General features: G+C 72.4%; 21 protein-coding genes and 1 pseudogene. 13 read left to right on the top strand and 9 right to left on the bottom strand.

Annotated elements, in window-relative coordinates:
* Nucleotides 1–149 precede the first annotated feature (149 nt).
* Both ABD339_RS32340 and ABD339_RS32345 read left to right on the top strand, forming a co-directional pair.
* Nucleotides 150–1,349 (top strand): oxygenase MpaB family protein, encoded by a 1,200-nt coding sequence (locus ABD339_RS32340; RefSeq protein ID WP_344570757.1) that lies wholly within the window; start codon nt 150–152, stop codon nt 1,347–1,349.
* A gap of 231 nt (nt 1,350–1,580) precedes the next feature.
* A complete protein-coding gene (locus tag ABD339_RS32345) occupies nt 1,581–3,110 on the top strand; it encodes a helix-turn-helix domain-containing protein (protein ID WP_344570739.1) in 1,530 nt (509 codons plus the stop codon).
* Between the two features lie 135 nt (nt 3,111–3,245).
* On the opposite strand, the pseudogene ABD339_RS32350 reads toward ABD339_RS32345, so the two are convergent.
* Together ABD339_RS32350 and ABD339_RS32355 are read right to left on the bottom strand one after the other, a co-directional pair.
* Nucleotides 3,246–3,512: pseudogene (locus ABD339_RS32350) on the bottom strand (helix-turn-helix domain-containing protein); the annotation flags it as partial.
* Between the two features lie 196 nt (nt 3,513–3,708).
* Entirely contained in the window at nt 3,709–4,461 is a 753-nt protein-coding gene (locus ABD339_RS32355; RefSeq protein ID WP_344570740.1) for an IclR family transcriptional regulator, read from the bottom strand.
* Nucleotides 4,462–5,260: 799 nt separating this feature from the next.
* Here ABD339_RS32355 and ABD339_RS32360 point away from each other — a divergent pair.
* Both ABD339_RS32360 and ABD339_RS32365 read left to right on the top strand, forming a co-directional pair.
* Nucleotides 5,261–6,193, top strand: a complete 933-nt coding sequence (locus ABD339_RS32360; RefSeq protein ID WP_344570741.1) for an NADP-dependent oxidoreductase — start codon at nt 5,261–5,263, stop codon at nt 6,191–6,193.
* A gap of 260 nt (nt 6,194–6,453) precedes the next feature.
* On the top strand, nt 6,454–6,630 hold the full coding sequence (locus ABD339_RS32365) for a hypothetical protein (protein ID WP_344570742.1): 177 nt from the start codon (nt 6,454–6,456) through the stop codon (nt 6,628–6,630).
* 243 nt (nt 6,631–6,873) lie between these two features.
* Here the strand turns inward: ABD339_RS32365 and ABD339_RS32370 are convergent, their stop codons facing one another.
* From ABD339_RS32370 to ABD339_RS32390, 5 genes are all read right to left on the bottom strand, one after another.
* Nucleotides 6,874–7,815, bottom strand: coding sequence for an ABC transporter permease (locus ABD339_RS32370; protein ID WP_344570743.1), 942 nt, complete (start codon nt 7,813–7,815; stop codon nt 6,874–6,876).
* Complete coding sequence (locus ABD339_RS32375; protein ID WP_344570744.1) at nt 7,812–8,834, bottom strand: ATP-binding cassette domain-containing protein; 1,023 nt, start codon at nt 8,832–8,834, stop codon at nt 7,812–7,814. Before ABD339_RS32375 ends, ABD339_RS32370 begins: the two co-directional genes overlap by 4 nt.
* A 184-nt stretch (nt 8,835–9,018) precedes the next feature.
* A complete protein-coding gene (locus ABD339_RS32380; protein ID WP_344570745.1) occupies nt 9,019–10,173 on the bottom strand; it encodes a site-2 protease family protein in 1,155 nt (384 codons plus the stop codon).
* A 191-nt stretch (nt 10,174–10,364) separates the two neighbouring features.
* A complete protein-coding gene (locus ABD339_RS32385) occupies nt 10,365–11,432 on the bottom strand; it encodes a lysylphosphatidylglycerol synthase transmembrane domain-containing protein (RefSeq protein ID WP_344570746.1) in 1,068 nt (355 codons plus the stop codon).
* A 73-nt stretch (nt 11,433–11,505) separates the two neighbouring features.
* Nucleotides 11,506–12,990: an MFS transporter gene (locus ABD339_RS32390; RefSeq protein ID WP_344570747.1), complete on the bottom strand. Its 1,485-nt coding sequence runs from the start codon at nt 12,988–12,990 to the stop codon at nt 11,506–11,508.
* A 233-nt stretch (nt 12,991–13,223) separates the two neighbouring features.
* Here ABD339_RS32390 and ABD339_RS32395 point away from each other — a divergent pair, with 233 nt between their 5' ends.
* Entirely contained in the window at nt 13,224–13,817 is a 594-nt protein-coding gene (locus ABD339_RS32395; protein WP_344570758.1) for a CGNR zinc finger domain-containing protein, read from the top strand.
* Nucleotides 13,818–13,919: 102 nt separating this feature from the next.
* Here the strand turns inward: ABD339_RS32395 and ABD339_RS32400 are convergent, their stop codons facing one another.
* Both ABD339_RS32400 and ABD339_RS32405 read right to left on the bottom strand, forming a co-directional pair.
* Nucleotides 13,920–14,312: a RidA family protein gene (locus ABD339_RS32400; RefSeq protein ID WP_344570759.1), complete on the bottom strand. Its 393-nt coding sequence runs from the start codon at nt 14,310–14,312 to the stop codon at nt 13,920–13,922.
* 100 nt (nt 14,313–14,412) lie between these two features.
* Nucleotides 14,413–15,582, bottom strand: coding sequence for an acyl-CoA dehydrogenase family protein (locus tag ABD339_RS32405; RefSeq protein WP_344570748.1), 1,170 nt, complete (start codon nt 15,580–15,582; stop codon nt 14,413–14,415).
* Between the two features lie 434 nt (nt 15,583–16,016).
* On the opposite strand from ABD339_RS32405, the gene ABD339_RS32410 reads away from it, so the two are divergent.
* The 8 genes from ABD339_RS32410 (at nt 16,017) to ABD339_RS32445 (ending at nt 21,667) form a co-directional block, all read left to right on the top strand.
* Nucleotides 16,017–17,762, top strand: coding sequence for an AMP-binding protein (locus ABD339_RS32410; RefSeq protein WP_344570749.1), 1,746 nt, complete (start codon nt 16,017–16,019; stop codon nt 17,760–17,762).
* A 4-nt stretch (nt 17,763–17,766) separates the two neighbouring features.
* Nucleotides 17,767–18,609, top strand: coding sequence for a PaaX family transcriptional regulator (locus tag ABD339_RS32415; RefSeq protein ID WP_344570750.1), 843 nt, complete (start codon nt 17,767–17,769; stop codon nt 18,607–18,609).
* Nucleotides 18,610–18,870: 261 nt separating this feature from the next.
* On the top strand, nt 18,871–20,091 hold the full coding sequence (locus ABD339_RS32420) for a helix-turn-helix domain-containing protein (RefSeq protein WP_344570751.1): 1,221 nt from the start codon (nt 18,871–18,873) through the stop codon (nt 20,089–20,091).
* A gap of 327 nt (nt 20,092–20,418) precedes the next feature.
* Complete coding sequence (locus tag ABD339_RS32425; RefSeq protein WP_344570752.1) at nt 20,419–20,673, top strand: hypothetical protein; 255 nt, start codon at nt 20,419–20,421, stop codon at nt 20,671–20,673.
* Entirely contained in the window at nt 20,670–20,840 is a 171-nt protein-coding gene (locus ABD339_RS32430; protein WP_344570760.1) for a hypothetical protein, read from the top strand. The genes ABD339_RS32425 and ABD339_RS32430 overlap by 4 nt, the downstream gene beginning before the upstream one ends.
* Nucleotides 20,830–21,006, top strand: coding sequence for a hypothetical protein (locus ABD339_RS32435; RefSeq protein WP_344570753.1), 177 nt, complete (start codon nt 20,830–20,832; stop codon nt 21,004–21,006). Before ABD339_RS32430 ends, ABD339_RS32435 begins: the two co-directional genes overlap by 11 nt.
* On the top strand, nt 21,003–21,224 hold the full coding sequence (locus tag ABD339_RS32440) for a hypothetical protein (RefSeq protein WP_344570754.1): 222 nt from the start codon (nt 21,003–21,005) through the stop codon (nt 21,222–21,224). Before ABD339_RS32435 ends, ABD339_RS32440 begins: the two co-directional genes overlap by 4 nt.
* On the top strand, nt 21,221–21,667 hold the full coding sequence (locus tag ABD339_RS32445) for a hypothetical protein (RefSeq protein WP_344570755.1): 447 nt from the start codon (nt 21,221–21,223) through the stop codon (nt 21,665–21,667). Before ABD339_RS32440 ends, ABD339_RS32445 begins: the two co-directional genes overlap by 4 nt.
* Nucleotides 21,668–21,870: the final 203 nt, after the last annotated feature.

Below are 21,870 nucleotides of genomic sequence, written 5' to 3' on the forward strand. Positions count from 1 at the left end.
CGGGGCCGCGCGCTCCCACGTCGTACCGGGCCGCGGCCCTCCTGCCCGTCGCACGCCCCATGGAAATGACCGAAGAGACCGAAGAGACGGACGCGTTGAAGGACACGGAAGAGGTGGAGGAGATGGACGGGGTGGATGGGATGGGCGGAATGGGTGGGGCGGAGGGTGTGGAAGGCGGGGAATCCGGCGCGGCCCGCGCCGGGGCGTCGATGGACGGCCTGCGCCAAGCCGGTGACGAACTCGCCGACGCCACCGTCGCCGCGCTCTTCGAACGCGGGGAGGTGGCCCAGTTCAACACCCTGATGCGTTACGTCTCCACCGTCGGCGCTCCCCTGCCGGACGGGCTGCCCGAGGTGGCGCGCGAGTATCTGGAGGCCACCCGCACCCCGCCCGCCTGGGTGGACTGGTCGGAGATGGAGAGGGCCCGGCTGTTCTTCATCGACAACAACGTGCACATCTCCACCGCGCTGTCGTTCGCCTCCATGCCCGCCTGCTACCTCGTTCCGCACGTGGCCAAGCTGCTGGCGACCACCCACGCGCTGGACTACCCCTCCAAGCGGATGGCGGAGACCGGCCAGTTCACCGTCTACCTGATGCGGCCCGACGCCTTCGAGGCCGGCAGCCGCTTCATCCCGGCCGCCCAGAAGGTCCGCCTCCTGCACGCCGCCATCCGCCACCACCTCACGAGCGATGACCACTGGGACGCCGGAGCCCACGGGACGCCCATCTGCCAGGAGGACATGATCGGCGGGCAGATGTTCTTCTCGCTGCTCGTCCTGGACAGCCTGCACCGCCTCGGCATCCACATGTCGGCGCAGGGCGCGGAAGCGTACTACTACGCGTGGCGCGTCGTCGGTGCCATGCTCGGCGTCGATCAGGCCGCCGTCCCCGGGACCCTCGATGAGGCCCGCCGGTTCCTCGACCTGTACATGGTCCGGCACATGGGGCCGTCCGAGGAGGGCGCGCACCTGACCCGGCAGCTGATCGACCTCTATGAAGAAGTGGTGCCCGGCACCCTCTTCGACCCGGTCGTCGCCGCCCTCATCCGCTATCTCATCGGCGACACCTGCGCCGACTGGCTCGATGTGCCGCGCACACGGTGGGACACCGTCATCAAGGCCGCCCCGCGCCTCCTCGGCGTCCTGGAGACCATCGAGGACCGCTCCCCGCTCGGCGCCTGGGCCCTGGACCGCCTCGGCCACCTCACCACCGTCTTCGAGCTGTCCTCCCTCACCCGCGGACGCGTCATGCACTACGCGATCCCCGACGCGCTGAAGCCGGACTACGGCATCTCCGGCGCGACGCCCCCTACCGGCCGGTGGACCCCGCCGCCCGTCACGGAGTTCTGAACGGTGCCATCCGCCACCGCGTTCCGGACAGCCGGGTGGCCGGACTCGCGCGGGGCGGCCCGTCCCGCGGGCCACCCGCGCCCGCGGGTCGCCCGCGCGGTCGCCGTGCCCCTGCCCCGTGACCGGGGATCGCGCAAGCCGGCCGCGGCATTCGGGCGGTTACCCGGAAGTCCGGCGCGGCACGACCCCCCGAGTGAGCCGCTATCTCACATCTGAGATAGAGTCCTGGTCATGACCGATGACTACCTCGGCCGTATCGGCCAGTTGATCCGCGATGCCCGTCAGCACAGGGGCTGGACACAATCGCAACTCGCGGAAGCGCTCGGCACCAGCCAAAGCGCGGTCAACAGGATCGAGCGGGGCAACCAGAACATCAGCCTTGAGATGATCGCCCGCATCTCCGAGGCGCTCGACAGCGAGATCGTCTCGCTGGGCTATTCGGGCCCGATGCATCTGCGGGTCGTCGGCGGACGCCGGCTCTCCGGCAGCATCGACGTCAAAACGAGCAAGAACGCGTGTGTGGCGCTGCTGTGCGCCTCGCTGCTCAACTCGGGCCGCACGGTGCTGCGCAGGGTCGCCCGCATCGAGGAGGTCTACCGCATCCTGGAGGTCCTCTCCTCGGTGGGAGTGCGCACCCGCTGGATCAACGGCGGCGCCGACCTGGAGATCGTGCCGCCCGCCGAGCTCAACCTCGACTCCATCGACCAGGAGGCGGCGCGGCGCACGCGGAGCATCATCATGTTCCTCGGCCCGCTGCTGCACCGCATGGACCGCTTCCGCATCCCCTACGCGGGCGGCTGCGACCTGGGCACCCGCACCGTCGAGCCGCACATGAGCGCGCTGCGACACTTCGGGCTCGCCGTGACCGCGACGGAGGGGATCTACCACGCGGAAGTAGAGGCGGGCGTCGCGCCCAAGCGGCCGATCGTGCTGACCGAACGCGGCGACACCGTCACCGAGAACGCGCTGCTGGCCGCCGCCCGGCACGACGGCGTGACGGTGATCCGCAACGCGTCGTCCAACTACATGGTCCAGGACCTGTGCTTCTTCCTGGAGCAGTTGGGCGTCCGCGTGGAGGGCATCGGCTCGACGACGCTGACCGTGCACGGCGTCCCCGTCATCGACACGGACGTGGACTACTCCCCCTCCGAGGACCCGGTCGAGGCCATGAGCCTGGTCGCCGCGGCGATCGTCACCGAGTCGGAGCTGACGGTGCGCCGGGTGCCGGCGGAATTCATGGAGATCGAGTTGGCCGTGCTGGAGGAGATGGGGCTCGACTTCGACCGCAGCGCGGAGTACGCGGCCGACAACGGGCGCACCCGGCTGACGGATGTGACGGTACGGCCCTCCAAGCTGGAGGCGCCCATCGACAAGATCCACCCGATGCCGTTCCCCGGCCTGAACATCGACAACGTCCCCTTCTTCGCCGCCATCGCCGCGGTCGCCCAGGGCAAGACCCTCATCCACGACTGGGTCTACGACAACCGCGCCATCTACCTGACCGATCTCAACAGGCTCGGCGGCAGGCTCCAGTTGCTCGACCCGCACCGCGTCCTGGTGGAGGGCCCGACCCGCTGGCGCGCCGCCGAGATGATGTGCCCCCCGGCCCTGCGCCCGGCCGTGGTGGTGCTGCTGGCCATGCTCGCGGCCGAGGGCACCTCCGTGCTGCGGAACGTGTACGTCATCAACCGCGGCTATGAGGAACTGGCCGAGCGGCTCAACGAAGTGGGGGCGCAGATCGAGACGTTCCGGGACATCTGACATGAGGATGCCGCCGCACCCCGTCCGACCCTGCGGCTCAGCAGGCCGGAGAGGGGTGCGGCGGCATCTTCCCGGGCGGCGGGTAACGAGTATCGGGAAGTCGGGCGCCGCCGGTGGAGCGGGTGGTCAACACTGCCGCTGGTGCTTCACCGAGCAGAACGGCCGGTCGGCGGCGTCACGGTCGATCGGCGGCAGTGTCCCGTCCAGGATCACGTACGCCAGCCGCATCGCGGCGGGCAGGCTCGCGGCGAGGACGTCGAGGGTCCCATGGACGTAGCGGCACACGGCTGCCGGGCCGGTGCCGAACCCGGCGGCGGGCCGGGCGCAGGTGTCATCGCAGCGTAGATGCGCGAGGGCAAGGAGGGCCTGCCGTCCCGGCGTCAGGGGCCGCCGCCGGCAGCCGGTGGGCGGCGAACTGGCGGGCGAGGAAGCGTCAGGCCGAGCTGGACAGGTCGATCGCTGACGGGTGCCCAAGCACCGAGGCTCCGGGTGTTGCGGTTGCTCTTGGTCGACAACCCGTCTGCCAGGAACCTCACCACGTCCACCAGCCGGCCCTCAAGCCTCACCCAGCGCCGGGGCCGAGGATCCGGTCCGCGCCCTAATCGAGCCGCGTGCCGAGTTCGGTGGCGGCGGCGATGACAGCGCCGCTGAGGAGGGCGAGTTTGGCGTCAGCCCGCCTCGCCGGGCCGGATACGGACAGCGCGCCGCAGGCCACGCCCTGCCGGTTCCGTACCGGGGCAGCTACCGCGCAGAGGTCCCATTCGCTTTCCTCCATGTTGGTGGCGTAGCCGACCTCCCTTACTTTTTCGAGCTCGGCTTCGAGCGCCCGGCGTGTGCTGACCGCGCGCTCGGTGCCGCCTCGCAGCCGCGCGCCCGGATAGCGGCGCCGCAGCTCTTCGCGGGAAAGCTCGGCGAGCAGAGCTTTCCCTGCGGCAGAGGCGTGCGCCTGGTCTCGCTGGCCGGTACGCAGCCCGGCACGGATCACCTGCTGGCTCTCCACGCCTTCGATGAAGACGGTCTCCGTGCCTTCCAGTACGAGCAGATGCGCGGTCTCGGAGGTGTCTTCGACGAGCTTTTCCAGCAGGAGACGCGCTTCGTCGCGGAGGGAGACCGCCCCCATCACGGCGATGCCGAGCCTGGCCAGGGCGGGTCCAGGTCCGTAGCCCCTGGTCCGGGCGTCCTGGCGGAGCAGGTCGCGGGCCTGCAGGGTGGTCAGCATCCGATGAGCGGTCGATCTGGCCACCCCCAGCTCGGCGGCCACGTCTGCGACTCGCAACGACGGCTTGTCCACCAGCATCAGCAGGATCCGTGCCGCATTGTCGATCGATTCCACCGGGTAGGCGGCCGACACTGCCACACCCCCTTCGTCTCGACGTCGCCACTGCGACTGTTCTGGTAATTGACCTGCATTCTGCCAGCCAGAATAGCCGCGGCCCCCCTCAGCGTCTCGGCGGATCCCGCGAATCAGTCCGCGGCCGTGTTGGCGGCGCGTCACGGCACCGCCGGGAGCACCGGAGCCGCCTCCGAGCACTTCCGCGAGCGGGTCGGGGGTCCTTCCCGCCTGCCGGAGTCACCACCGTGGCCGCCATTCCACCGATGGTCCCGTTCTGCTGAACAGAACGCTGACTGGCCAAGAGGACATGCCTTCGTTGACGCGCTACCGGAGCCGAGTTACTGTGCAGAACATGATCTGCTCTGCAGAACACTCCCAGGAGGAGCGCCGCGACGGCCCCCACGCCGTCCGTCGCGGAACTCGGCCCTGTCGGTTCGCGCCGTCACGACGTGAGCAGGCAACTCGCGTTCGCTGTCCTGCCGGAGGCGCCGGGCCGGGGTGATACGTGCATGGCCGGCGGACTCCACCTCGACGGGAACGCCGACCGAACCCTCAGCGCTGCTCGCGACTCCGTGCGTGCCCGTACCGGCTATAACGGCCGGCACGGGTGTGTGGGGAGACAGCTTCGGTGGACTGCTCGCCGCCCGCGCCGCGGTGCACGAGAGCCGTTTCGGCGCGTGCTGCGTCAGCGGGGCCGACGCGAAGCCGGAGCCGCTGCCGTTCCGGACCGCACGCGGACAAGCGCGGGCGCCCCGTGGGCGACCCAGAAGAACATCCCGCCCCCTTCCGAACAGCTCACAGAATCATTGAGGAAACCATGAGAGCAATCGCGGTCCAGCACTACGGCGACACGGACGCCCTGGAGCTCATCGAGCAGCCGACGCCGGCGGTCGCGCCCGGGGAATTCCTGGTCCGGGTCAAGGCAGCCGGAGTGAACCCGGCCGACGAAAAGATCGCCGTCGGCAGTCTCGACGGCATCATGGTGACCCACTTTCCCCTCATCCCGGGCTTCGAGATGGCCGGCGTCATCGAGGCCCGCGGTTTCGGCGCCACCGAGTTCGAGATCGGCGACGAGGTGATCGGCTTCGTCCTCAAGGACTGGGCGCAGAACGGCACCTACGCCGAACTGGTTTCAGCCCCGGTCCGTACGCTGGCACGCAAGCCGAAGTCCTGGGACTGGCTGCATTCGGCGTGTCTGCCGCTGAACGGGCTGACGGCTTACCAGGCCATCAAACGCCTCGACATCATCGAGGGCGACACCGTCCTGATCCACGGGGCCGCAGGCGGGGTCGGCACGCTCGCCGTGCAGATCGCCGCCCTCCGGGGCGCACACGTCATCGGCACCGCCAGCGAGCGCAACCACGGCCACCTGCGTGAACTCGGCGCCACACCGATCACCTACGGAGAAGGACTGGCCGGTCGGGTGCGCGAACTCGCGCCAGAGGGCATCGACGCGGCGCTCGACTTCTACGGCGGGGACGCGGTGGCCGTCTCGCGGAAGGTCTTGAAGGATCCCGCGCGGGTCGCCTCCGTGGCCGACATCACCGCTCCAGAACAGGGTGGCCAATTGGTGTGGGCACGCGCGAACGCCGACGAGCTGACGGAGGTGGCCGCGCTCGCCGAGTCCGGGAGGTTGTCCGTCCCCGTGAACCGCTCCTTCCCGCTGGAGCAGGCCGCCGACGCCTGGCGAATGCTCCACGCGGCCAGCCGCGCCCGCGGCCGGATCGTACTGGACATCGACGCCACCTGATGAGGCGGTCTTCGGCACGCACACGCTCCGGTGCAGGTGCGAGCAGCGCCGCTTTCAGGGGGCCTCGCACCGTCGCCGGACAGCGTCGGCACCGGGATCGAGCAGCGGATCATCAACCCCCTCGGGCTGCGCGACACCTCCTGGCCCGGCGACCGGACCACCTCCCCGACCCGGACCTGCGCGGCTATGGGAAACAGTCCGGGGCGCTGCTGGACCGGACGGAGTGGCACACCTCGGCGGCCGACGCGTCGGGAGCGCTGGTGTCCACCGGCGCCGACGTGACGGCCTTCTGGACGGCGCTGTGGACGGGGAAGCCGCTGGCACCGGCCGAGCCGGCCGAGCCGGCCGAGATGCGGAAGACCGTTCCGGACGGTGAGGGCGAGCGCTACGGCCTGGGAGTCGAGCGCTACGAGCGCACTCCCGGGTTCGTCACCTAGGGCCACAGCGGCTATTGGGAGACCGGCCACACGTTCCGCAACGCCGTCACGAAGACAGCCGGCGGGCCGTGACCCTGCTGATCGGTTCGGAGAACTTCGACTCGGCGAAGGTGGACACCATCGTCATCGCCCTTGTGCGCGACCTCCGCTGAGGGAGGATCAGCCGAGTGGGACATCCCGTACCCCGTACGGGCCGCGCCGCCGGACGGCACCGGGGCGTCTCTCCGGCAGGGGCCGCGCCTCTCACGAGAGCACGCGGTGCCGGAAGTTGCGCAGACCCAGGCCGAGGAAGAGCACGCACATGGCGACCAGCACCGGGTAGACGACGTACAGCGGCATGTGCGACACATTGGTGAAGGCGCCGCGCATGCCCTCGGTGATGTAGATGAGCGGGTTGAGCAGGACGAGCGCCTGAAGCCAGCTGAACCCGCCCACCTGCACCGAGGAGAGTTTGGTCCACTGGTAGTACGTGCCGCCGAGGAAGACGATCGGCAGGACGATGAAGCCGAACATGACGCCGATGTTCCTGGGGTCGAAACTGGTGCCCAGCACCAGACCCAGACAGGTCATGGCGACACACGCCAGCGGGATCAGCGTGACCACGACCCACCAGTGGATGTGCAGGTCCGGGCGCACGCCCGGCGCGTGCACCACGGCCGCGATCGGCAGCACGATGACCGCCGAGATGAGCCCCTGGGCGGCACCCGAGAGCACCCGGGCCACGGCCACCAGCCAGATCGGGCAGGGGGCCTGGACCCGGTCCTCGATCTCCCTGGTGAAGCCGAACTCCTGGGACATCTGGATCGCGACCGACTGGATGCCCTGGAACATGATCGCGATCGACACCACTCCGGGCACCAGGACCGTGGCGAACGCGGACTCCCCCGCGCTGCCGCCGCCCGACCCGATGCCCTGTCCGATGCTCGGGAAGACGTAGAGGAAGACGAAGACCAACAGGAACGGCTGCATGAGAGTGCGGCCCACGAACTCGCCGAAGCTCTTCCCCAGTACCGTCAGATCGCGCCGGATCAGCCCGGCCAGCGCGGAACGGCTGGAGACGAATGCCGACCGGGCCGGGCGCAGCTCGATCGGGTGGGCGGCGTCGGCCCCCGGCGGACCGGCGCCGACCCCAGCCTGCTCGGCCGGTTCGGCCTGCTCGGCCGGTTCGGCCGGTTCAGGTGTCATTCCCGCAGTTCCTTTCCGGTGAGGCTCATGAACACCGTCTCCAGGCTGCTTTCCCGGAGGGAGAGGTCCACCAGTTCGAAGCCGCCGGACTCGGCGCTCGTCACGACGCGGGGCAACAGCCGCTCGGACCCCCGCACTTGGAGTTCGACGCCGCCGTCGAAGACCCGCGTCCGGACGACGCCCGCGATGTCGGCGTTCAGTCTGGAGGCCAGGTCGTCCGCTCCACCGCTGGTGAGGACCGTGACGATGGTGTCGGCACCCAGCCCCTGTTTGAGCGCGGCGGGGGTGTCCATGGCCAGGATGCGGCCGTGGTCGATGATCGCCACCCGGTCGCAGAGGCGGTCGGCCTCTTCCATGTTGTGTGTGGTGAGGAGGATGGTCTGCCCCTCGGCGACGAGGCGGTCGAGGGCCTCCCACAGGGCCAGTCGGCCTTGCGGGTCGAGGCCGGCGGTCGGCTCGTCGAGGAAGAGCACCGCCGGACGGTGGAAGATCGCCCGCGCGAGCAGCAGCCGCTGCGCCATTCCCCCGGACAGCGCGTGCACCGGGGACTCCCGCGACCGGGAGAGGTCGAACTGGTCGAGGAGTTCGTCCGCGGTGCGCTGCGACCGGCTGCGGGGAATACCGAACAGCAGCCCGTGGTAATAGAGGTTCTCGCGGACCGTCAGGGAGCGGTCCAGGGTGTTCTGCTGGGTGACGACGGCCATGAGCTGCTTGGCGAGGGTCGGCTGCCTGACCACATCGACGTCCCCGATGTACGCGGAGCCCGAGGTGGGGATCACCCGCGCCGTGAGCATCCCGACGATCGTGGTCTTCCCCGCGCCGTTGGGGCCCAGCAGCCCGAAGATCTCCCCTTGGCGCACCCGCAGGTCCACGTGGTCCACGGCGGGCCGGTCCGTCTTCGGGTAGACCTTGGTGAGCCCGGCGGTCCGGATCACCTCCGCCCGGCCGGGCTCCCTTCCCGGCGGCCCGGTCGGTTCGGTCGGTCCGGCCGGCCCCGGCGTCCCCGTAGCCTCGGTCATCCCGCTCACCCCGCTCGCGTCCTGCCCGTCCCGCGCGTCCTGCCGTCCCGCCGCGCGTGGGTGCTCCGCCCGCCCCCGCACCACCGGGCCGGCGCCGTACCACCGTCCAGAGTTCCTCCCGTTCGGCCGGACGGGAGGAGCGCCGGGCATCCGGCGGGGAAATACACCCGGTCGCCACGGCGGCTCAAAGCCCTCGGCGGTCCGGCGGATGGGGATGTGCGGCCATCATCCAGGTCACCGTGCGGCTGATGTCGCTGGCGGAGACGATGCCGAGGAGGTGGCCGTCGCCGTCCAGCACCAGGACCCGGTTCTCGGCGCCGGGCCGCATACGGGGCAGCAGGTCCGCCAGCGGGTCGTCGGGGGCCGCGGTGGTGACCTGGGACAGCGGCACCATCACGTCCTCCGCCCTGCGGGCGTCCCGCTGTTCGGCGGGGACGCTCCGGGCGCGGTCCAGGGAGATCAGGCCCACCGCGTCGCCGGCCGGATCCACCACGGGAAAGGCCGAGTGCCGGTAGCGGTAGCGGGGGTCGTCGAGGAACCGCGAGAGGGAGAGCCCGACGGGCGCGACCACGGGATCCTGGGTCATCGCCTGGCGCACCGGCACGCCGGACAGGGTGCTCCGCAGGTGCGCCTGGCGGCCTTCGGCTGTGGCGGCGGTGATGAGGAACCAGCCGATCAGCGCCAGCCAGAGCCCGTCGAAGGCCCGGGTCGCGAGGAAGAGCACGAACCCCGCGACCACCAGCAGCCAGCCGAAGGTGCGCCCCGCCTTACTCGCCCCCACCGTCGCCCGCAGCCGGTCCCCGGTACGCCGCCACAGCAGGGCCCGCAGCAGCCGCCCCCCGTCCAGCGGGGCGGCCGGGATGGCGTTGAAGACGGCGAGCAGCACGTTGATGACCGCCAGCCAGCCCGCCGCCTCCACCGGGAGCCGGGGGGCGCCCAGGCCGTGGACCAGCAAGGAGAAGAGCGCGAAGAGCACCCCGAGCAGCAGGCTGACCAGGGGGCCGACACCGGCGATGCGCAGTTCGGCCGCCGGGTCCGACGCCTCGGACTTCAGCCTCGCCACGCCGCCGAGCAGCCACAGGGTGATGTCATCGACCTGCACCCCGTTGTGCCGGGCGACGATCGCGTGCGCGAGTTCGTGCGCGAGGAGCGAGGCGAAGAACAGCACGGCGGTGGCGAGCGCGGCTCCCCAGTACAGCACCTGTGCCTGACCGTGCTCGACCTGCGGAAAGCGGCTCCGGGCCAGGGCCAGCACGATGAGGGCGAAGATGACCAGGACGCTCCAGTGGACACCGATCCGGACCCCGGCGATCCGTCCCAGCGGAAAAGTCGCCCGCACGTTGGTCTCCCTGTCTCGTGCCGCGTCTTACGTGCCTCGTGGCCGCGCGCGTGCCGCTGTTCCATGCTGCGCGAGAGGGCGGCACCCGGCATCCGCAGAGCCGCGGCGGGCGGTCCCGCTCCGTCCCGCTCTCTCCGCCCGGCATCCGGCCCCCTCACTCGCCAGGAGGCGGACCGTTGCGGCCGGCACCCTCACTCAGGAGGCGGGGCCGTGCGGTGGCGGCCCCGCCTGTGCGGGAGGAGCAGGCCGAGCAGGGCGGCCCAGCCGACCGGCTGAAGCGCCCAGTAGCTCATCGTGCGGTACAGCAGGGTCACCGCGATGGCCTGCTCGGCCCTGAGTCCGTACCAGGTGAGCAACGCGCTCAAGCTGGTCTCGACCACGCCCAGTCCGCCCGGGGTCAGCCGCAGGCTGCCCGCCAACTGGGTCAGCGCGTAGGCCGTGACGATCCCCTGCCAGGGCACGCCGACGCCCAGGCTCCAGGCGCAGGCGAGGAGGCACGCCAGGTCGCAGAGCCAGTTGAGGAGGGCGAACGCGAAGGGCCCCAGCCACGGACGCAGACCGGGGTGCACGGTGCGGGCGTGCCGCACGGCCCGGGACAGGGACTGCTCGATGTCGAGCAGGCGGCTGGAGCGCAGGCCGATGCGGCGCCACAGCCGCCAGGCCCGGCGCCGTACGCGCCGCAGCCGGGAGAGGCCGTAGGCCAGGGCCACGAGGACGGCTCCGCAGGCCGCCACCACGAGGACCCCCGGACGCAGCGCCGCGCCGGGCCCCCCGGAGCCGCCGGCCAGCACACCCGCCACCAGCAGGAGGAAGAGGGCGAGGCTGGAGAGCGCCCCCGCGGTCACCAGCACGGCCCCGGCGAGCGCTTGGCTCACCTGCCTTTTGCGCAGTTGCCGGAAGACCCAGGCCGCGGCGAACGCGGCGCCGCCCGGCAGGGCCCCGGCGAGGGCGTTGGCCCCGAGCACGATGGCGGTGACCGTTCCCAGGCCGATGCGGGAGTCCCCGGCCCGCAGCAGCCAGCGCTGCACGGCCGCCAGCCACAGCAGGGAGACACCCTCAAGGACGGCGGCGGCGACCAGGCGCTCCGGGTCCGCGCCGCCGATCAGCCGGAGCGCCTTGCCCAACTCGTCCCGCCGGGTGACGGCCACAGCCACCGCGAGGACCAGCAGCACCGCCGAGACGACCCACCACCAGGGCCGCACCGCCGCGGCACGGTGCTGCGCCGTGTCCTCCGGCACCCGCTCCGGCTGGTTCACCATGGGTCACACGATGCGGCACAGCCGGTCGGCGGGCGAACGGGCGCCCTCGCCCCCGGCGAAGGACCCCGTTGGCTCATCCCGCCCGGCGGGCGGCCCGCCGCCGCCCCGTGCCGGGGCCCCCAGGCCCCGCCGGGACGGCCGCCGTCCGGGGGCTCAGCAGGTGGAGGAGGAGTGCCGCGAGGAGTTGGAGTGCGCCGATCGCCAGCAGGACCGGCGCGGGGTCCAGCCAGGAGAGGCGGCCCACGAGGGCGGCGCCGGCCGCAGCCGCCGACAGCTTGAGTCCGGCGCCCAGGGTGAAGACCTGGGTGCGGGCCCCCTCGGGCGCGTGCTCGGCGCGCAGGCGCAAGGTGGTGCTCAGCAGCGGGCCGTCCCCCGCCCCCGCGAGCGCGAACAGCGCGACGGACACGGAGAACGAGGGTGCCGGCGCGGCACCGGCCAGGGCCGCGCCGGTACCCGAGAGGCTCAGCGCGGCGAGCCGTTCGGGCCTCATCCGCGGAGGCCGGGCCGCCGGGAGCACCGATCCGGCGAGCGCGCCGAGCGCGAAAGCGGTCATCAACAGCCCGCCGCCGTCCGCGTTTCCGCGGTGGGCCGCGAGGAGCACCGCGGTGACGGGCAGCGCACCGACGCCGAGGAACGCGACGGAGGTGGCCACCGTGAGGGCCCGGAGGTGCGGGACCCGCCAGAGGGCGTGTACACCGACGGTGAGGGGAGCGGCCCTCCGGCGCACGGCGGCACGAAGGCTCCCGGCGGTACGAGCCCCGGCTGGGGCACGAACGCCCATGACGGCGCGGACACCCCCGGTGACACGAACGCCGACTGCCGTACGGACGTCACGTGCGGTGCGGCGGCGACCAGTTCGCGCTGTGGGAACGAGGCGGCCGAGAGCGGGCCGGGTGCGCCGTGGGGGCCGGGGCGGGGGGCCTGTCCCGGTCCGCTCGCGCCGCCGGGTACGCGCGGGCCGGGCGGCCCGTTCGCGGTCGGCCGGGAGGGGCAGGGCCGGGGCCAGCAGGGCCGCGCAGGCCGCCGAGGCGGACAGGAAAGCGGTCGCCCAGGCCGGGGTGAGGGCGAGCGCGACCGCGCTGACAGCGGCCGGAGCCGTGACCGAGGCGGCGTTGTAGGTGGCGGCGTCCAGGGCGTGCACACGGGCGCGGGCCCCTGCCGGGGCGGCGGCGCTCCCGGCGGGCGGGCCTGTGGCGAGCGGGGCGGCGGTGAGGAGGCTGGAGAGGCCGCCGGTGACGGCCGGTCCACAACTGCCGCCCGCCACCGCGACGATGGATGTGAGCGCTGTCGGCGCCTGGCCCAGCAGCACGCCGAGGAGCGAGAGGGCGAGAGCGAAGAGGGCGAGCGCCGCACCGAAGAAGAGGCGGGGCCTGCGGGCCCGCTCGGCGAGTGCGCCCACCACGGGCGCTGCGACCATGTGCGGGGCCATCCAGGCGGTGAGCGCGTACGCGCCCTGCGCCGCGCTTCCGGTGCGCTCCAGCGCGAGCAGCGGGAGGGCGAGGGCCATGCCTTCGTCGGCGAGCCGCGCCAGGGTGGCGGCAGCCAGATACGCCCGCATCGCACGCCCCCCTCGGCGCTCGGGTAAGGAGTTGGCACCCTGTAATGGGTTAGCAGAGTAAGTCGTTACACATAGGCTTGTCAGCCATGAACGCAGACGGCGGGGACGCGGGCGGGGACGCGGACGCGGGCGGGGACACCGGCGGCAAGGGGCACGCCAGCAGGCCCAAGCCCACCGGACGGGCCACGGGCGAGACCCCGGGCCGGACAGTCGGCGAGGCCGCGAGCCGGGCCATGGCCAGGGGCAGCAGCCGGGGTGGCGACGAGAGTGACGGCGGTGACGAGAAGGGCGGGTTCCGGCCCGGGGCGCGGCTGATCGACCTGGCCAACGCCGTACGCGCCGACCCCGGTCTGTCCCGGGACGCGCTCGCCGGGATCCTGGCGCGGCACGGCGAGCGGGCCGAGGACCTGGCAAGCCTCACCGATCCGGAGGCCGACGCGCTGCGGGCCGCCGTCGTACTGCTGACCGAGCAGGTGCTGGTGGAGGCCGACACGGACCGCGCGGCGCGCGCGCTCAACTCCGCGCTGGACAGGTGCGGGGCCCGCCCCCGGCTGAGCCGTCACGACGGCCACGCCTGGCACCTGCACGTGGACCGGGGCGACGAGGCGAGCTGGGCCGACTGGTGCACCGCCGCGAGCGCCCTCGCGCTGGCCCGGCTGCTGAGCGAACGGGGCCGCCCGGCGTGGGGCGAGTGCGCGGCCCCGGACTGCGGCACCCTCTTCCTCGCCACGGGCCCGGGCACCCCGCGCCGCTACTGCTGCCCGGCCTGCGCCTCCCGCACCCGCGTCGCGGCCCACCGGCGCAAACAGCGCCGGGAGGGCTCGTAGCGGGCTGCTTCGGGCGGCCTCATCCGCCCCTCCCCGGGGAGTCGACGGCCACTCTTCCGCCTCCTCCGCCCGCCTGCCCCGGCGGGCGGACGTCCCGGCCGCTCAGGGCAGGACCGCGATGCCGTCCAGTTCGATCCAGGCGTCCTCGTCCCACAGCCGGACGACGCCGACGACCGCCATCGCGGGATAGTCGCGGCCCGCCAACTCCTGCCAGACGCGGCCGATTTCGCGCGCTGCCTGCCGGTAGGCGGGCACGTCGGTGGTGTAGACGGTCACCCGGGTGAGGTCGGCGGGGGTGCCGCCGGAGGCGGTCAGGGCCGCCAGCAGGTTGGCGAGGGCGAGCCGGAACTGGCCGGGGAAGGTGCCGGCGGCGATACGGCCCTCGCCGTCCAGCGCCGTCTGCCCCGCCAGGAACACCAGCCGCGAGCCCGTGGCCGTCACGGCGTGGGAGAAGCCGCTGGGCGGGGAGAGTTCGGCGGGATTGACGCGGCGCACGGCCGATCCCGGGTCCGGACCCGTGGCAGGGCTGAGGGGGGTGCCGGGGTCGCCGGGGTGCGCGGTGCGATCCGTGGTCACGTGTACAGCTCCTCCGTCGTCACTTGTACAGCTCCTTCGCGATCAGGGAGCGCTGCACCTCGCTGGCGCCCTCGTAGACGCGGGGCGCCCGTACCTCCCGGTAGAGGTGTTCGAGGAGGTGCCCGCGCCGGAGCGCCGCGGCTCCGTGGATCTGGACGGCGGCATCGACGACGTACTGGGCCGTCTCGGTCGCCATCAGCTTCGCCATGGCCGAACGCCGCACGATGTCCGCCCCGGCGCCGCCGCTCCTGTCGTACGCGCAAGCCGCCGCGTACACCAGCAGCCGCGCCGCCTCGGTGCGGGTCGCCATCTCCGCCAACTGGTGGGAGACGGACTGGAGGTCGCGCAGCACGCCGCCGAAGGCCGGGCGTTCGGCGGCGTGGCGGAGCGAGGCGTCGAGCGCGGCCTGGGCCATGCCGACGGCGAAGGCGCCCACGCTGGGGCGGAAGAGGTTGAGGGTGCGCATGGCCACGCCGAAGCCGCGTCCCGGCTCCCCCAGCAGGTCACCGGGGCCGACCGGCACGGCGTCGAAGGTGAGGGTGCCCAGCGGGTGCGGGGAGAGCATCTCCAGGCTCTCCCCGCTCAGTCCGGGCCGTCCGGCGGGCAGCAGGAAGGCGGTGATGCCGCGCGGGCCGGGGGCCTCGCCGGTACGGGCGAAGACGGAGTAGAAGTCGGCGTACGGGGCGTTGGAGATCCACGTCTTGGTGCCGGTCAGCCGCCAGCCGCCGGGCCCGTCGGGCTCGGCGCGCAGGGTGAGCGCCGCGGCGTCGCTGCCCGCGCCGGGCTCGCTCAGCGCGAAGGCGGCGACGGCGCGGCCGGTGGCCGCGGCGGGCAGCCAGCGGGCCCGCTGCTCGTCGCTGCCCGCGTCGGCGACGGGCCCGGCGCCGAGGCCCTGGAGGGCCAGTGCCGTTTCGGCCTCCGGGCAGGAGTAGGCCAACGACTCGCGCAGCAGGCACAGTTCGAGTGCCCTGATGTTCCGGGCGCGTCCCGGCAGCGGCACGGCGCGGGCGAGCAGGTCCAGGTCGCCCAGCTCTTCCAGGAGCCGGAGGTTGACCCGGCCCGGCTCGCCCCCGGCGGCCAGTGGGCTCAGCCGTACGGCGCCGAGTGCGCGCAGCCGCGCGCACCATGCGCGCTGCTCGGGCGCCAGCTCGAAGGGCGCCTGCGCGGGTGTGTCCGAGGTGGCGGCCATGGCGGATCCCTCCCGTACGGCGGCCCGGCCGCCGCTTCGAGCGACCGCCCCGGGCGGGCGGCCACCTCTCCTGGCCGACGCGAGCGTGCGGCACGCGCCGGGTGTCGCGCATTCCCTGTGGCGGACGGGGCGCCGGGGGCCTCCGTCCCGGGGCTGATGCCGGGACCGGCCGGCGCCATGGGGCGCCGCCAGGACCACGGGCGTCCGGCGCCAGGGGCCACGGGCGTTCGCCGCCGTCGGCTGTCCACCGCTCGCCGGCTGTCGTCGTCTGTCGCGGACCGTCGTCTATCGCGGAGTATTGACTGTCGTCACTATCACGTTACGCTCAACCGCGCACCGCCGCGCCAGGAACCACCATCTCCGGCAGCCCCTTCCGCCGCTTCCGGATCCCTGCCACACGCCACTCCGCTCGGCCGCGAGGGGGCAGTCCGGCCATGGAACCGACTCCGTCAGCTCCGACAGCGCACCTCGACACCTTCGCCCGCGACCAGCTGCCCCCGCCCGCACAGTGGCCGCGACTCCTGCTGAACGATCCCGCGCTCCAATACCCCGGGCGCCTCAACTGCGGTACCGAGCTGCTGGATCGTACCGTCGAGCGACTGGGCGCGGACCGTCCCGCCTTCCATACCGGCGGCATGCCCCTCCCCGAGCCGGGGCCGGGCCCGGGTGACGCGCGGGCCCCGGAGGAGCCGTCCGGCAGCCGGGCCCCCCGGCGTACCTGGTCCTACGGCGAACTGCGGGCCCTCGTCAACCGGCTGGCGCACGTGCTCGCCGACGACTTGGGCGTCGTCCCCGGCAACCGCGTCCTGCTGCGCGGGCCCACCACCCCGGAGCTGGCCGCCTGCTGGCTGGCCGTGATGAAGGCCGGGGCCGTCGCGGTCACCGTCCTGGCGGCCCAGCGCGCGCACGAGCTGAGCACCATCTGCCGTATCGCGCGCGTCAGTCACGCGCTGTGCGACGCGCGCGCGGCCGGGGAACTGGAGCGGGCCGCCGTACCGGGGCTGCGCACCGGGCTGTTCGGCGGCGGCGGCGCGGCGGACGTCCTGCGGCTCGCGGCCGGCAAACCCGACACGTTCGAGGCGGTGGCCACGGCGGCCGACGACGTGGCGCTGATCGCCTTCACCTCCGGCACCACGGGGCGGCCGAAGGGCTGTGCGCACTTCCACCGGGACGTGCTCGCCGTGGCCGACACCTTCTCCGCGCGGGTGCTGCGCCCGCGGCCGGACGACGTGTTCACCGGCACGCCGCCGCTCGGCTTCACCTTCGGCCTCGGCGGCCTGGTGCTCTTCCCGCTGCGGGCCGGCGCCTCCGCGCTGCTGGACCAGTGGAGCGGAGCCGGACAGCTGCTCCAAGTGGTGGCCGAGCACCGTATATCCGTGCTGTTCACCGCGCCCACGGCCTACCGGGCGATGCTGGCCCAGCTGGACAGCCCCGACGAGCACGGCGCCCACGACCTGTCCTCGCTGCGGCGCTGCGTCTCTGCGGGCGAGCATCTGCCCGCCGCCACCTGGGAGTCCTGGTACGAGCGCACCGGCTTGCGGATCATCGACGGGATCGGCGCGACGGAGATGCTGCACATCTTCATCTCCGCCTCCGACGAGGCGATACGGCCGGGGCGCACCGGCGTTCCCGTACCCGGGTTCGCGGCGCGGATCGTCGCGGCGGACGGCAGCACGCCCCTGCCCGACGGCACCCCCGGGCTGCTCGCGGTGCGCGGCCCGGTCGGCTGCCGCTACCTCGCCGACGAGCGCCAGCGCGACTATGTGCGCGGCGGCTGGAACCTCACCGGAGACACCTATGTGCGCGACGCCGAGGGCTACTTCCGCTTTGTCGCCCGCGCCGACGACATGATCATCTCGGCCGGCTACAACATCGCGGGCCCCGAGGTCGAAGAGGCGCTGCTGCGCCACCCGCAGGTGCGGGAGGCCGCGGTGGTGGGGCGCCCGGACGAGAAGCGGGGCCGGATCGTGGTCGCGCACGTGGTCCTGGCCCCCGGAGCTTCCCAGGGGAGTGACATGGCCGAAACCCTGCGCCGGTTCACGCTTTCGGAGCTGGCGCCCTACAAGTGCCCACGGGAGATCGTCTTTGCGCGGTCGCTTCCGCGCACGCCCACGGGCAAACTCCAGCGGTTCCGGCTGCGGGAGCCCGAACTCGGCCCTCCCGAACTCGATCTAGAGTGACGGCGTGGCACAGAACGCGTCCCCCTCCTTGACCAGGGCTTCTCCCGGCTCGCTCATCCTCACCTTCTACGGCGCCTACGGGCGCGGGCTCAACAGCTCGGGCACCGTGCCCGTCGCGACGCTGATCCGCCTGCTCGGCGCCATGGACATCGACCCGCCCTCCGTACGCTCAGCCGTCTCCCGGCTCAAACGGCGCGGGCTGCTGACCGCCGACAACCCCGGGAGCAAGGCCGCCGGATACCGTCCCTCCCCGGCCGCGGCGCAACTCCTCGAAGACGGCGACCACCGCATCTACGCCCGGCCGGAACCGGACGGCACCTGGCTGCTGGCCGTCTTCTCCGTCCCCGAAAGCGAACGCCAGCGACGCCATGTGCTGCGCTCCCGGCTGACCCGGCTGGGCTTCGGCAACGCGGCCCCCGGCATCTGGATCGCGCCATCCCACCTGGAGGAGGAGACCCGCCACACGCTCGGCCGCCTCGAACTGTCGCCGTATGTCGACCTGTTCCGGGGCGGCCATGTGGGCTTCGAACCGACAGCCGGCGCGGTGGCCCGCTGGTGGGACCTGGAGGCGATCGCCGCACAGCACCGCGCTTTCCTCCAGGCGCAGGAGCCGGTGCTGCGCGCCTGGTCGCGGCGGCGGCGCACCCCGCCGGAGGCGGCATACCGCGACTACCTCTGCGCGCTGGACGCCTGGCGCCGGCTGCCCTATGCCGACCCCGGCCTGCCGCCCACGCTGCTGCCGGCACGCTGGCCCGGCGAGCGCGCCGCGAAGGTCTTCTTCGCGCTCCACGAGAAACTGCGGGACGCGGGGCGCGCCTACGTGGAGGAGGCCGCCGCCGCACGCTGAGAGCGCACCCGGCATCCGCCGTCCTCGTCGGGCGGTCTCACGCTGATCGGCGGACGAGCGGGCATACACCTACCGTGCGCTGGTCCGGGCGTGCCCGCATCCTGAGCGAATGGCGCTGCGCCCGGTCCTGGAGTCCACCCGTCAACAGTCCCCACTCGCAAAGTTCACAGGCCGAAACGCCTGCTCCTCCGCCCGCCAACGGCGTAACGTTCAAAAGGCCGACACGGATGGGAGGCTGCCATGCCGGACGCCGGGGACCCCATGACAGACACCAGCAAGGGCGACCGTATCCGCCTTCTCCGCGAATCCCGAGGAATGAGCCGCCCCGTACTGGCCGGCCTGTGCGGTCGCGGACCGGACTGGCTCAAGAAGGTCGAAACCGGCGAACGGCCTCTGGACTCGTACACCCTCCTCCTTCGCTTGGCCGCCGCGCTCCAGGTCTCTGACCTCTCAGCCCTCACCGGAGAAGACTCCGTGAATCAGCCCGTTTCCCTCGGCAGGCTCAACCACCCGGCCATGCCCGAGATCTGGGCAGCCGTGATGAGCCGGGGCATCACCCCAGCTCCCAGCCGTGCGGAACAGGACGTCCGTGCTCTACAGGGGCGCGTCGATCAGACATGGCGGCTCTGGCACTCCTCGGGACACAACAGGACAGAGGTCGGCGCTCTCCTCCCGGAACTGATCCGACAAACGGAGACGGCGACGCGGACCCTCGACGGTGAAAACCGTCGTGCGGCACTCGTGGCCCTGTCCGACACCTACCGGCTCACCGGCCAGGCCACCGCCTACGTGGCTCCTGCTGAGCTTGCCTGGGTCGTGGCCGACCGTGCCCTAGCGGCAGCCCAGCAGGCAGACGATCCTGCGGCCCTAGCGGCAGCCGCCTGGAACATGGGCAACATCCTCCGCGAGACGTCCTACCCGGAAGAAGCCTTGCGCGCAGTCACCGAGGCTGCGGACCTGATCCGGCCCTACTTGGAGAGCGGACCGGAGGATTGGCGGGGCATCTACGGCGCTCTTCGGCTACATGCTGCGGTGACGTGCGCGCGCGAGGGGCGGGAAGGCGACGCATGGCGGTTCTGGGACGCAGGCGACCAGGTCGCCAAGTCATTGCCGTCGTCGTACGTCCATCCATCGACGGTCTTCGGGAGAGCCAACGTTGATTTCCATGCGGTGAGCGTCGCCACAGACCTGAAGATTTCGGGTAGAGCGCTCTCGCTGGCGGACGAAATCGACCCCGATGTGATGCCGTCCACCGAGCGCCGGGCTCGGCTGTGGGTCGAGGTCGCGCGCGGTCATCTTCAGCGCGGTGACGCAACAGCCGCGTTGCACGTGATGCAGCGCGCCCACAAGATCGGCGCCGAGACCGTCGCGTACACACCTTCTGCGCGCACGGCGACAGCCGAGCTGTGGCGCAAGGCCCCCCGGTCCCTGCGTGCAGAGGCTGGCGAATTGGCGACGGCGGTCGGAGTTACAACGTCCTGAACCAGGGACAGGGCTGGTCAGGGGGACAGGTTGTCCCCCTCCTGTCGTTTCAACGCGCTTACGGTCAACGCCTTCTGACCGCGCGTTGAAGGAGATCGGCATGGAGGCCGTATGCGGCTGGCACGCTTCGCCTCGGAAGGAGGCTGAAGCGACAACCGATAGCGTGACTGGGGAGATCCGCGTACCGCTGTCCTTGTTCAAGGTTGACCAGCGGCAGGGAGACGCTCCACTCGTCCTCTCCCGTCGCGAAGCTGAGGCGCTGCACGCACGCCTAGGATATTTGCTTGCTCCTCGCCTCATGGCGGCGGAGGCCGCCGAGGCGGAAACGTGGTGAAGGTACCCACCCGGGGCGCGTACCTGGTGGACACCAGCACGGCCAACCTCGGACGGCCGAGCCCGCCGCGGGTCGGCCGTGTGCAACTCGTCCTCGACGGGGGCGGGGCGCTGCTGGTGACGCACACCGGCTACCAGTGGGCCGTCGGCCCCGGCGGCCTGCGCGAGGCCACGGCCGCCGGGCGGGCCGCCTACGACGCCGCCCGCACCCGCTGGCTCCGCACGCCCGTTCCAGGGGCGCGGCCGTGACGACGATGCCGCTCCGCGTCTCCCACGACTCCGGCCGCACCTGGAGCCGGAAGCGCCGCATCCGCGAGGACGAGACCACACAGCCCATGCCGCTCTCCCGGCCGCTGGAGTACCCGGTCTGCGCCTGTCCCCGCTGCCGCAAGGGGCGCGAGCGCAATGCCACATGACTCAGCGGCCCTCGACCCGCGTCGCTCGAACTGGTGCGGTCAATGCCCGGTCTGCAAAAAGCCGCTGACCGTTATCAAGGTCATCGAGAAGCCGCGCGGCACCGCCCCCGTCACCATCGTCCGGTGCCGCTGCGGCTGCACCACCAGGGAGGACAACCACCCGTGACCGAAGCCGAACCCGAGCACGGCGCGGCCGGACACGTCCAGCCCGAGCCGTCGGTCTGCCTGATGTGCGACCAGTACGGCCACATGATCCGCACCGCCGAGGCCGCAGGCGAGACGGACCTCGCGCAGACACTCACCGACGTGCTCACCCAACACCGAAACCGGCACCACCCGGCCCCCGCGAAGACCCCCAACACCCGCCTGCGGAGCGTCTCGTGAGTACGTTCCTCCTCGCCCTGGCCGAACTCCTCATCGACCCCCTCGACAAGTTGCTCCGCCTCGACGCGGACCCGCTGGAGATGGTCCGGCGGCCGGAAGTGATGGGGCGGTGGCAGGCCATGACCGACCACGACAAGATCACCAGCCTCGCCAACCGCGCCTGGGACAGCCGCATCGTCCCGCTACCCAGGACCGAAGCCGAGCCGGGCACCGTCACCTACGCGGCCGGTCTCCACGCGATAGCCGGCCTCGTGGCAGCCCGGACCGAGTGCGAGGACCGCATCCGCGCCCTCGGCCTGCCTGACCCGACAGTGAGCCCGGGCGCCAACGTGCTGCTTCTGGCCGCCATCCGCCAGGACGCCATCGCCAACGAGACCAGAGGCTGCCCCGTATGCCGCCAACCCTGGCCTCCCCACCCCGGCGCGGGAGGCACGTGGTCGTGATCCTCCACGCGAATCCGCGGCGCCGAACCGGGCGTCGGCCCCGGCTCCGCCACGCCCAAGTCGCAGCCCGGCTCCGTGCCCCGTTATGTTTTTCGCGGTTCCGCAATGGGGCCGCTGGCCTCCGGGCCCGGCATGACTTTTGCCCCCTGTCGAAGTCGATGACCTGGGGGGTGGTGTCACCGGGCCCGTGGGGTGCCGTGGGA

Source organism: Streptomyces axinellae, assembly GCF_039532135.1.
Taxonomy (GTDB): domain Bacteria; phylum Actinomycetota; class Actinomycetes; order Streptomycetales; family Streptomycetaceae; genus Streptomyces; species Streptomyces axinellae.